This is a genomic window from Mucilaginibacter sp. SMC90, assembly GCF_022811725.1.
GTDB lineage: Bacteria > Bacteroidota > Bacteroidia > Sphingobacteriales > Sphingobacteriaceae > Mucilaginibacter.
In genome coordinates, this window is the sequence record NZ_CP094527.1 from 6,162,163 (window position 1) to 6,174,569 (window position 12,407).

Annotated in this window: 9 protein-coding genes; 5 read left to right on the plus strand and 4 right to left on the minus strand. The window is 41.7% G+C overall.

The annotated features are described in order from the left end of the window. Positions 1–108: 108 nt before the first annotated feature. The 3 genes from MTO98_RS25405 to MTO98_RS25415 form a co-directional block, all read right to left on the minus strand. The gene (locus MTO98_RS25405) at positions 109–2,220 is read right to left on the minus strand and encodes a hypothetical protein (RefSeq protein ID WP_243481784.1); all 2,112 of its coding nucleotides are present in this window, start codon (positions 2,218–2,220) and stop codon (positions 109–111) included. Positions 2,221–2,413: 193 nt separating this feature from the next. Beyond that, complete coding sequence (locus tag MTO98_RS25410; RefSeq protein ID WP_243481785.1) at positions 2,414–3,376, minus strand: MoxR family ATPase; 963 nt, start codon at positions 3,374–3,376, stop codon at positions 2,414–2,416. Positions 3,377–3,610: 234 nt separating this feature from the next. Further along, a complete protein-coding gene (locus tag MTO98_RS25415) occupies positions 3,611–5,674 on the minus strand; it encodes a BatA domain-containing protein (RefSeq protein WP_243481786.1) in 2,064 nt (687 codons plus the stop codon). Positions 5,675–6,275: 601 nt separating this feature from the next. On the opposite strand from MTO98_RS25415, the gene MTO98_RS25420 reads away from it, so the two are divergent. The 5 genes from MTO98_RS25420 to MTO98_RS25440 all read left to right on the plus strand — a co-directional run bounded on the left by MTO98_RS25420 (position 6,276) and on the right by MTO98_RS25440 (position 10,925). Further along, positions 6,276–6,932, plus strand: a complete 657-nt coding sequence (locus MTO98_RS25420) for a DUF4159 domain-containing protein (protein ID WP_243481787.1) — start codon at positions 6,276–6,278, stop codon at positions 6,930–6,932. 72 nt (positions 6,933–7,004) lie between these two features. Beyond that, positions 7,005–8,810: a tetratricopeptide repeat protein gene (locus MTO98_RS25425; protein ID WP_243481788.1), complete on the plus strand. Its 1,806-nt coding sequence runs from the start codon at positions 7,005–7,007 to the stop codon at positions 8,808–8,810. A gap of 73 nt (positions 8,811–8,883) precedes the next feature. After that, positions 8,884–9,804 (plus strand): DUF58 domain-containing protein, encoded by a 921-nt coding sequence (locus tag MTO98_RS25430; RefSeq protein WP_243481789.1) that lies wholly within the window; start codon positions 8,884–8,886, stop codon positions 9,802–9,804. Between the two features lie 302 nt (positions 9,805–10,106). Next, positions 10,107–10,439 carry a universal stress protein gene (locus tag MTO98_RS25435; protein WP_243481790.1) on the plus strand — a complete coding sequence of 111 codons (333 nt, stop codon included), beginning with the start codon at positions 10,107–10,109 and terminating at the stop codon, positions 10,437–10,439. Positions 10,440–10,523: 84 nt separating this feature from the next. Continuing rightward, positions 10,524–10,925, plus strand: a complete 402-nt coding sequence (locus MTO98_RS25440) for a hypothetical protein (RefSeq protein WP_243481791.1) — start codon at positions 10,524–10,526, stop codon at positions 10,923–10,925. A gap of 725 nt (positions 10,926–11,650) precedes the next feature. On the opposite strand, the gene MTO98_RS25445 is transcribed toward MTO98_RS25440, so the two are convergent. Next, positions 11,651–12,193, minus strand: coding sequence for a hypothetical protein (locus MTO98_RS25445; RefSeq protein WP_243481792.1), 543 nt, complete (start codon positions 12,191–12,193; stop codon positions 11,651–11,653). Positions 12,194–12,407 lie beyond the last annotated feature (214 nt).

Genomic DNA, 12,407 nt, shown 5'->3' on the forward strand with positions numbered 1-12,407 from the left:
AATAAGCACATTCAGGAGGGGCAAATTCATCAAAAATGGGTCACTCTTCATTAATCGGTAAATAATGACTAAATAAGTCCGTCCAGGTATATCGAAAAACAAAGGACATCACACCTCACCTTCATGCTTGCGTAAATACCATTCAGCGCTAAGCAAAATCAATATCAAGGCAAATACCAACTTATCATCGATAAGGTCACGGTAGGTCTCATCATCGTAGACAATTGTTTTAATGCCCTCATTCTTACGGATCAGCTCCGCTAGTTGATTAACCTGCGATGGCAGGAGCATTTGGCCACCGCTTTCTTTAGCTAATGTGTAAAGCAGCTTGTGATCCGCGGCGCTTTGACGAGTCTCGGCGTTAACTGATTTTACAACAAGCTCTCCCTCTGCGGTAAAACTTTTATCGCCAAGTTTGGCACCTGCGTGATAAGAATATTCGTCAGGAGGGAGCGTCCCGGCATTCAATTGGTAGCTGTTGCCGTTGCGGGTGAAAATAAAACTGAATGTCTTGCCGGATTTGCCCTTCAAATCTATCTTGACATCTGGTATATTGATGAGTTCCAGCGCATCATTGTAGAGTTCTGCGTTAAGTAATACATCGTCACTTTCGTCAAAGGCATTTTTCGCCGGATAAACCCTAAAGCGGCTTCGGTCGCCTTTGGCGGTCAAATATTGTACAGATTGGCTCAACAGCTCTTCAATAGCACGATGATTACCATTTGTTGAAAACTCAGCCAAACGCCATTTCCAAATCCCTTCAGCGCTCAATACTGCTATACGGATACCCGCATCCTCTCCGAAAGCTAACAATGGGTAGGATGTTTCAACTCTGCCTATTCGCTGTTTCAATAAAACGAAAGGTGTTGATGGCATGCTGTAATTTCCAAAAGGCGCTAGCAATGGTGGCAATACATCGAATTCCCGACGCGTCGAGTCGGATAAGGTAAAGGCCGAGAAATCAGTCTTGGGAGAGGTAAAAACCTCCTGCATATCCTGTCGCGTACCACTTATCTGCAATATCCTTTGCAAGCGATTAAGTTGCGGTATATCTGATTGCGCCCCAACAATATACCAAAGCGGCACTTTTAATTTAGTCAGCTGGTTTTGCAGCGGAGGCGGCAAGACAGAGCCTGATGCAGGTAACTGATACAAAATGACCAGGCTGTAAATGCTCAGTTTGGCAACGTCTGCATCGGTAACTAAAGCCGTTTTCACTTCATAATTTCTGTTACTTTCCAACGACAACTTTATAGCACTGATGTCTGGATGTGGCCCGTTGTATAATAAGAGGATTTTTTGCTTGCTATCCAAAACCTCCACGTAAAAAGTTTCGATGTTATTTTCAGTAGATATTTCATTGGGTACGGGCTGCAGGCTGATTGTAAATTTGTGAATACCTTTTTTATCGGCATGCAACTTTAGGGGTATGACTTTACGAAAGTCAGTTGAGGGAACGATAATATTTTGACTTACCACCGTGCTTCCATCCTCACTAACTTTTAAGCGAATGCCATCACCCTTGCTTTGGTAAGCTTCGGTTAAAACTTCAACTTCAAAATCATTGCCTAAAAAAGCGGTTTTGTTATAGTTAACGTTACCTATCAGTATATCGCGTCTCGGTGCAGTATCGCCCAGAGCTATAGTATAAATGCTGGTTTTTAGATCACGCGCCGCATATTGCGGGCTGCTACCTTTATTATACAATCCATCAGTAGCTAAAACCAAGGCGCCCACGTTTTGGTTGGAAAAGCGCTCCGTGAATCCCTTAAAAGCCGCTGAAATATCGGTTTGTCTGCCATCAAACTTGACAGATAAGCTGTCCTTTAACTCCCTGGAGAAATTGAACTCGCGTACATCATAATCACTTCCCAGGTCTTTTTTGAGTTCGCCAAGTTGATTGACAAATTTTTCAGGATTAAAATCTTTAGATTTAAATAATGAAACTGATGATGAATTATCCTGCGCTATAATTATCAATGGTTTTTGCGGGTCCCTGGTTATCGTTTTAAGTAAGGGGGATAACAGCAATAGCGAAATAACGGTCACCGCAATAACCCTGAAAGCGCTTAACAGGTACTTAATGAGGGAATTCAAATGATTTTGCCGGCGATAAAAAAACCAGGCATAAAAGAGGCCCAAAGCCACGCAGGCCAGTAACCACCATGCAGAAACAGTACCCCAGGTTATCGAAAACAAAAATACCATACTTGAAAGCATTATGCTGTTTTATATTAATTATAAAATAGGACGCAACGACGGATCGCTGCTTTTAGGTTATCCATTAGTGACAAAAAGTCCTCGGCGACCTCATAGGCAACCGTACCATAGTTAATTCACTTGCGCCGCCGCCGGGTAATAACCGAATCAAACTGATAACAGTTAACTATCTAACTATTAATTACGAGGCTGTTTAAAACAGTTTCTCAATTAATTGTTCGGCGCTAACGCCTTCAGCCTCTGCATGATAGCTACGCACGATGCGATGACGTAAAATAGCCTTCGCAACAGCCTGCACATCCTCAACATCCGGCGAGTACTTACCTGATAACACTGCGTGACATTTGGCCCCCAAAACCAAAAACTGCGACGCGCGCGGCCCGGCTCCCCAGCTCAATAAGCGGTTTACATCTGCGGTGGCCTGCGGAGTATTGGGGCGTGTTTTGGAAGCCATTTTTACAGCGTATTCCAACACATTATCAGCAATGGGAATATTACGTACCAATTGCTGGAAATACATGATCTGTTCACCATTAAGCACCTTATTGACCACCGGCCTAAAAGAACCCGTCGTGTTCTTAATAACCTGTATTTCTTCTTGCAAAGACGGATAGTCCAAGGATACATTGAACATAAAGCGGTCCAATTGCGCTTCAGGCAATGGGTATGTACCTTCCTGTTCGATGGGATTTTGCGTTGCCAAGACAAAAAATGGTTTTGGCAACTGGTGAGTAACACCGGCTGCAGTAACTGATTTCTCCTGCATGGCCTCCAGTAAGGCGGCCTGAGTTTTAGGCGGTGTTCGGTTGATCTCATCAGCCAAAATAATGTTTGAAAATATTGGTCCCTTGATGAATTTAAAATTTCTGTCTTCACCCAGTATTTCTGAGCCAATAATATCGGACGGCATCAAATCCGGGGTAAATTGTATGCGGTTGAAATCAAGAGCCAATACACGTGCTACCGTTTGCACTAATAGGGTCTTGGCAAGACCAGGCACGCCAACCAACAGACAATGTCCCCCACTAAAAATAGCTACTAAGACAGATTTTATCACTTCGTCCTGCCCAATTATTACCTTACCTATTTCAGTACGTATTTCCTGGTATGCTGCTTTTAAAGCGTCAGCTGCTTCAACGTCAGATTTGTATTGCATATATTTAGTTTAAATTGTTTGCGTGTTCATAGTTATTGCCCAAGTATCAGGATTATATCCGGAGAAAAAACGAAGCTTCCCTTGATAAACCAGCCCATCCTTCTCCTCCCAAAATAAAGGCTAATAAATAGCAGTCAACAGGTACAGGTTGATTAAAATTGGGGGAGTAATTGATAATATGATCTTGCCTTTGGCCAAGATTATTATCAACGGTTTCTGGGTCATAAGATTCTACTAAACCGATATCTCAGTCATGTTTTCTTCCGGCCGATAAAGCCTTACCAATAACATTTCAGCCCCGAGACAGATGAGGCTGATGATTAAACAAAATTTCCAAAGTTCCAAACCTAAACTGGCTTTGGCAACGGTATCTTTTGAGGACAGCGGGCCAGTTGCAGACATGACCAGATTATATTTCCCCGGGACACTAGTTTTCAATTCACTATCAGTCAAATAACTTAAATCCGACTCGCTTCTGCTGTTATTAAATGCCAGCTTTGAAAAAATACTATCCTGCTTCATCAGATTATAAGTGCCCGGCTCGTGCACCTGATCGGAAAAATATAATAATGTACTACCCTCCTGTTGTCTTAGATCAGGGATGATAATCTGCTTGGGCTTTACCAGTTTAATTATAGTCCTGTCGGAAGCCTGTATCGGCAAAGTCTCTATACTCTCATCCTGTCCGATAGTATAAAACAAAGGCTGTTCACGGCCGCTTAAAAGTGCCATTTTATACATTAGGGGAACAAACAAGGCATGGTGAGGCAGATTGCTGTAAGCATCGTTTAACGGCACCGCTGAAATATATACGAGTCCCTTTCCGCTCGTATAATCTGCAAGAAAGGGTTGCCTGCCAGGCATGTCGAATAGTCTTTCCCCTGCCAAGCTGCTATTGGTGCTTAAACGATAAAATTTAAGAACCATTGGCAGATCGGGGTTCTGGGGCAATTGTTCGAATATGTTCTTAAATACTTTGCTTTGCAGGTTTATTGTCGCTACCCTGCCCATGTCTGTCATCAGGGCTTCAGGGAAATTTACTCCCATAGGCTGCAGTAGCGCCCGGTAACTGGGCAAGTCTGCCCCATCAGCCGGAAAAATGGCCAACGTGCCCCCTTTCTTTACGTATACCTGCAGCTGCTGTGCAAGTCCGACAGATATCGACTTAACATCGGTCAGCACAATGAAAGGATAGGTCGCCAGTCGGGCATAATCTACATTGCCATCGTGCACGGTTTCCGACTTAAAGAATGGATCAGAGCCGAAAACAGCCGTTAAATATCTATTAGGGATGCCGCCGTCAATAAGTAATAAAGGCATTTGTGGCTCAACCTTAAATGTCAGGTAAAAATGGTTGTCGAAAGTCACCGGATTGTCCTGCAGTTGTATCTCGGCACTTTGCCAACCTGCCTGTAAACCTGAAAAACTGAGTGTGTCGTTTTGTATACTGCGCCCCTTGATCGTAAAGCTGCCCAATGATTTCTGGATGCCGTTAATAATGAGTTTGAGTGGCACTTTTTCCGCCTTTTCATCAGCATAATTATGCAAGGTAACAATCAGTTTTTCACCTGCACCCGGACTATGCACGGCGCTCACCAGCCATGCCGAATCTACCGTTACATTTGGCATTGATGCTGCTTTGAGTTTAATCAGGCGAACAGGAATATTTTTATCCGTTTTTACCGGTTGTGATGAAAGCAGGTTCTTTTGAAAATCGGATATCACAAAAATTTCCTTAACAGTGCCAGGCTGCGTATTGAGCAAACTTTGTTGTCTGTCTATAATTTGCTGTATTTTGCGGCTTTGCGGGCTTATCTTGATTTTGTCTACTTCGTCAAAAAACTCTTTTCGGCTTAACAAACGCTGATGCGCACCTTCAAAATCATGAGTAAGCAGCTGAAATCTGTCGTTAAGGCTATAGCCTGAGGCCAATTCTTTCGCGCGGCGGCGGGCTTCGTCGAGTAGCGTACCTTCGCGGTTTATCGTTTCCATAGAATAAGAGTTATCCACAAAAACGCTTACTGTGTGCTGCCGGTTTACTTCATTGCTGTTGCTTTTGGAAGGAATATATGGCTTTGCAAAAGCGAGCACCAGAAAGGTAAGTGCGAGTACACGTGTTAACAAAATCATGCGTCGTTTTAAATTTTTTCGCGACGATTGTTTTTGTTGAATGTTCTTGAGAAACTGAACATTTGAAAAATACACCTTTTTGTAGCGCCGCATGTGAAAAAGGTGGATAATAACGGGAATAGTCAACGATAACAACCCGAAAAGAAATGCAGGAAATATAAATTGCATAGCTAAATAAATATATTAATGAATGGCAACAGCAAACCAGTTAACTGGCAAACTGCTGTTGAATAAACTATGAAAGCCAGTACCGCCGGATCCGAAAACGTTACCATCCGGAATAAAACCAAGTCATGCCAAATACTGGATCTATCGTTCTGTTAAATGATCGATAAACAAGAGCATTCAGCCAAGATTAGGAAGTGGCACGACTTATACGAAACGTATTTCGATATAACAGCACGACTTACAAGTAAATATCATAGCTCAATGGCAGCAGTTTGATATCAACAAAGCTATCCCATAGATAATAAATGGGACAGGGACAGATTAGTAAATTTTAGGGCTAAAACCGGTGCCGAATTATTTTTAAATGCGATCTTCAAAGCAGTTATTTAGTTTTCTACCGTTGAACTACTTTGTTAATCAATGAAGGTTCTGTCGCTTTCACAGCTATGTGTCTGATAAGAAATACGAAATAAGGCCCCCAAATATATTAATTCGTCCACTAGCCGATCCATCATAAGTGAGTAGGTTTGGTTTAACCAATCTCGATGTAACAAATGAGGGAAAACCCCCCTTAGTTGTTTGAGATCAATTTTAACCGAGCATGAAAAGATTATCCCTTATAGCTACCTGCTGCCTGCTGATATGCAGCGGATTTAGTGTTCCCACTTATAAAATGGCCAAAGTAAAATATAGCGGTGGAGGCGATTGGTATGGTGACCGTACAGCGTTACCAAACCTGATCAAATTCTGTAATGAAAATCTAAAAACCAACTTTCAGCCCCAGGAGGAAGTGTTGGAAATTGGCAGCTCTGAAATACTTAATTACCCTTTTATATTTTTGACAGGGCATGGCAATATTGTCTTTTCTGATACCGAGGTACAAAACCTCCGCAAATACCTAACAGGTGGGGGCTTTTTGCACATTGATGATAATTATGGCCTGGATAAATTTATACGACCGCAGATGAAGAAGGTCTTTCCGGAGCTTGAATTTATAGAGCTGCCGCCGAATCACCCGGTATTTCATCAGAAATATGATTTCCCTTCCGGCCTGCCCAAGATACATGAACATGACGGAAAACGAGCCCAGGCTTTTGGCCTGATATACAAAGGGCGTCTGGTTTGCTTTTATACTTATGAATGTGACCTGGGCAACGGTTGGGAGGACTTTGGAACCTACCCCAGCGATACGCAGGAATCTCGTTTAAAGGCGCTGAAAATGGGGGCTAATTTGATACAGTACGTTTTAACACAATAGCATGTCGATAGTACTTTGACTTTGCTGACGATCTACCACGGGACATAAATTTAATACTTACTTGCATATATAATGAAAACTCTATTGCTGTTTATTATACTAATTTTTAACGGATTTGCGCTGTTTGCCCAAAAAGAGGATGAGATGCTGGCCAGCCAATATATGCGGGACGGTGAGACACAAAAAGCTGTGGACATTTATCAAAAACTGTATCAGCAGAACAATGACCGTTACTATGATCAGTACTTCAACAGCCTGCTTAGTCTGAAAAAATTTGACGAGGCTGAAATCATCACCAAAAAAATAATCGATCGTCATCCTCAAAGCTATGAGTTCGTGATTGCGCTAGGCCGTGTTTACAACGAAAAAGGTGACAAGAGCAAAGCCGAAGGAGTTTACGACGGCTTGATTAAAAATATGCCTTCCGATCCCACTGCCGTAATTCGTCTTTCCTCAAAGTTTTCAAATGTCCATAATATCGATTATGCCTTAAAGGTGCTTGTACAGGGCAGGATATTAATGAAAAACGATCAGCTTTTTGCATTGGAAATGAGCACCCTGTACCGCTATAAAAACAATAAAGTCGACATGCTGAAAGAGTATTTAACGTTGTTACAAACCAAGCCGGATTATATTTCGGATGCCAAAAGAAACATCTCGGCAATGTTTGATGGCGCACAGGATTACACCATGTTGAAAACATATCTTCTGAAAATGATCAAGCAATACCCTGATCAGCTCGTTTTTGCCGACCTGCTTACCTGGCAGTTTTTGCAGCAAAAACAGTTTGACACGGCCCTAAGCCAGGCCATGGCTCTGAACCGCAGGCAAAATGATGACGGTAAGAGCATTGACGAACTTTGCCAGATATTAGTGGCCAATGAAGCTTACGACGAGGCTATTCGCGGGTACCAATATATTATCGACAAGGGCAAAGAGCATGCCCTGTATGAAAAAGCCAGGATCGAACTCATTAACACCAAAAATTTAAAGCTTAAAGATGCGAAACACGGCCAGGCAGACCTTGCTGAACTGGAAAGAAATTACCTTGACCTGCTTACCGAATTTGGTCGCACGCCAAGCACTGCTCCTGCGATGGAAAAACTGGCCATACTTCAGGCTTTTCAACTAAACAGGCCCGTCGACGCCGAAAAAACGCTCGTAGCCCTGATCGCCATTCCCAGGCTACGTGCTGATTTATTGGGTAGCTGCAAACTTGAACTTGGTGATGTATACCTTATTAACGGCAAGCCCTGGGATGCAACTCTAATGTATAGCCAGGTAGAAAAAGCCTTCGCTGGCACTCCCGTCGGACAGGATGCGCAATACCGCAATGCCAAACTGGCTTACTATACCGGTGATTTTACCTGGGCAAAAGAACAGCTTGATATTTTAAAGGCAGAAACTTCACAATTCATTGACAACGATGCTTTGAATCTGTCGCTTATGATTGGCGACCATACCGTATTTGATAGCACCGCCAATGCCCTTAAAATGTATGCACATGCTGATCTGCTCATATTTAAAGGTGAGCCGGACCATGCAGTTATTACGCTCGATAGTATCGATAAAGTATACCCGTTAAATGACCTGGGGAATGATATCCTAATGGCAAAGGCCCATATACTGATCCAGAAAAAGGAATACCAGGCCGCTATCGTGCCGTTGAAAAAGATTGCGGTCGAAAGTCAAAAAGACTTTTGGGCTGACGATGCCGTATTTATGCTTGGCGATATTTATCAGAATCATCTGGATGACAAAACAGCCGCGCAAAGCTGGTATCAGAAGATCATATCGGACTATCCAAGCAGTTTATGGATAAATGAGGCTCGTAAGCGATTCCGCATTTTGCGTGGCGATACCACGCCGAGTTCTTAGTTTCACTGACGGAATATGAACAAAATTGCCTAACGGTTATAGAATATAGAAAAGTACAATCTTATCCATTATTATGCCCAAACTGAGTAACAACCGAGATATACAGCAATTAGCCAATCTCCAACTGCTCGCCCACCAGGTGGTCGAGGGTTTCATCACCGGTCTTCATCAAAGCCCCTTTCATGGTTTTTCGGTAGAATTTGCCGAACACCGTCTGTATAATAATGGAGAATCAGTAAGAAATGTCGACTGGAAATTGCTGGCCCGTACCGAAAAATTGTTTGTAAAACAATTCAAAGAAGAGACCAATCTGCGCAGTTACCTCTTACTGGATACTTCATCATCCATGAACTACCCAGAAAAGGAGTTAAGTAAATTACAGTTTTCCATTTACGCCATAGCAGCGCTGATGTACTTGTTTAAAAAACAACGCGATGCTTTCGGGCTTGCCTTGTTTTCGGATAAGCTTAATTGGTTAAGCCGGGCGCGGTCGACATCGGCACATTTATATTATCTTTTTGCAGAGCTTGAAAAGGCGTACGAGCACCCAAAGCCCAATGCTCAAACAGACATTGCAGGCGTTTTACATCATATTGCAGAAGACGTTCATCAACGATCCATGATCATTCTGTTCAGCGACATGCTTGAAAATGGCATGAGTGAGCAAAAATCAGATGCCTTATTCGCGGCCATACAGCATTTGAAACACAATAAGCACGAGATCATCATATTTAATGTTATCGATCGCAAAAAGGAGATAGAGTTCGATTTTGATAACCGGCCGCATCATTTCGTGGATCTGGAGAGTGGAGAAGAACTCCGTGTACACCCAAACGAGATAAAAAACGGCTACCTTAACTCCTTTAATACATGGCGGCATAAGCTTCAGCTTAAGTGTGCCCAATACCACATCGACTTAATTGATGCCGACATTCACCAGGGCTTTGAGCAAATATTGAAGACATACTTAATTAAGCGCAATAAAATGGCGTAGATAAATAACATGATATTCACACCATAAAGATTGGATAATTTAAGATACACAAACTACCGTCAGAAAACTATCGATCGCTATACCTTAGTTTGATTGGCTGTCGCGAAAAACATTAAATCAATTCTATATAAAAAGGGAATTTTTGGAATAAATTAGGAAATAAATTTATTTCGCCTGTACAATAGCTCATCAATAATTTGCATTTCACTGACATACATTATTACGATGGGAAAACAATTGCTGTGATAATTGCTGATAATTTTAACCTTATATTTTCAAGCTTTATTCTTAATCTTTATTTTATGAGAGCCATTTTAGCCGCCACCAATTATACTGGACTGGCGGAAAACGCCGTTAAATACGCCGCAGGAATAGCCCGTCAAAATAATTACAAATTAATCCTGTTAAACGATTTCACCATTTCTGTACATGTCGAAAACGCCCGTTCGGCTGGATGGGTTGATGAATTAATAAACGAAAACAAGATACTTCTGGAATCAAAGGCTTTATTACTCGCTGATGAATACGGAATTGAAGTATTTGCCAAGGCTACTTTTTCTTTTATCGATAATGCCATTAAGAAGTTAGTTGCCGAATACCAACCTGAGCTAATTGTAATGGGAATGGAAGAATAGTCGCTCGAGCAGGAACTTTTAGGTAATACTACAACATCCATTATCAAAAAGCTAAGATCTCTGGTACTAGCTGTTCCTGCTAATGTGAAATTTACTGTTCCCCAAAAAGTACTTTTCGCGTGTGATGTATTAAATGGCGTATCTGAACAATTATTGGCACTGATTAAAAAGGTGGCCCTAACTAGTCATGCCGAAGTAGAAGTGCTTTTAATTAACGAAACCGTAAGCCAATTGAAGGAATTGGGAGTTGATGCGACAAAATTAAATCACATCGATGACGGTCTTGAAGGAATTGATTATTATTATAAAAATATCAAATCAAATTCCGTTATCGAAGGCATTGCCAATGAGATCAAGGTTGCAAAAGCTGACCTGTTAATTATGGCCCCTCAACAACATGGATTTTGGGGATCAATGGTTCATCGCAGTAAAACACGCATTATGGCCTCTGGTCTGAATATCCCTCTATTCTCAATTCCTGTCTAAGCAAGCCGATAAACTCACGGTGTATCAAAACCCCCAGCATCTACAATTCGCCTGCATAAGCAAGCCGCCTTGGAACAAGCTTTGATTTCGATTTTTTGCAAAACATACCCTGAGAATGTTAACTTTTAAAAGGAGCAGCAATGTTTGGCTATCAGGAGAGCAACAATATTCGTTTTGAACCGTATTTTAACCTTTAATCTTAAAAAATCATTCTCCATGATAATGTCAACGCCAGAAATAAAGCCATAGTTTACCCCGGTACTCTGTGAGCCAAACGTGCAGAAAAGGTACAAGAAAAGTATCCCTTGTGTTTCCCTCCGTTCCTAACATAAAGTTAAAGCAGTTCCGCGATAATCAAAAGATAGGTATTAGGTTTTCATATACGCATCATTCGACTACTTTACTTAAGCCCGCTCATTAGGTAATACGGAATTGGCTTACATTATCATTGGCTGATCAAAGGAATAGCCATAGATTATAGTAAAAAGGACAAATTTGAGGAGCCTAGAGCTACACGATTAACAAAGGCGTCAGTCCGCATTCCAAGTCTTAATTTGCTCCTTACATGGAAGAAGAATAAATCTTCCGAAAAGCAGTAAGTTAATAAATCGCACGGGAAACTCATATGCAGCATACGGGATCGACAGTAGGATGCATTTCCGGTAGCTTTACGGCTGTTTGATCGCCGGGCTAAGAATAGCATGATCAAAGAATTTTCAAACAAGCTACCGCACTTTCCCTCCGATAATCTGTTGATACTGCACGACGCCCTGAAGGGTTCTATATTGCGACGGATCTCTATAAAAAATGCGTCGTATTCCGTTGCCGAACACTACCTCAAGAATTTCACCGCTTTCTTCCAGTATGCTGACTTGTGCAGTGAAGTTTTGAATTTGCTGTTCTTTTGTTTTATCATAATCAAAAGTGACAATATATAACATCTTCCCAAGATATTCTCTATTTCCCAAGTCCCTTGGTAACATCGATTCTGTGATCTGAGTCAGCTGAATTTCGGGAGCTTTGAAGTCACGGTAATAACCGGGTCCGTGAAGTAGGATCACCTCTCTGGCCTTAGCCGTCAACAGGTATTCTCTATCACGGGATGGCAAATCCGATATACGTTTCCCGGCATAGCGCGATATAACCTCCCTATTAATTTTTAAGAATCGCTCGATCTCTGCTTTTTTTGACAGGATGGTTGTTGTTTGAGCGGCGCAGTTTGCAACAGATAGGATAATTAACAAAGGGATCAAAAAATATAATTTCATAATGCTATATTTTAATAATTTTATATAATGGAAATAACAGGAGAACACATTGCAGTATAAGTACGACGAATGATGAGGTCGGCTGTACCCGGAAACTAGCAACTGCAAAATTTCCATTTACTATGGGGTGGAAGGCTCCTTCTACATTATTCTATGCTCTTACTAAGCTTTAAGCATCTCTTTCAGCGGCATAAGTTTAAACAGTGAATTTTGT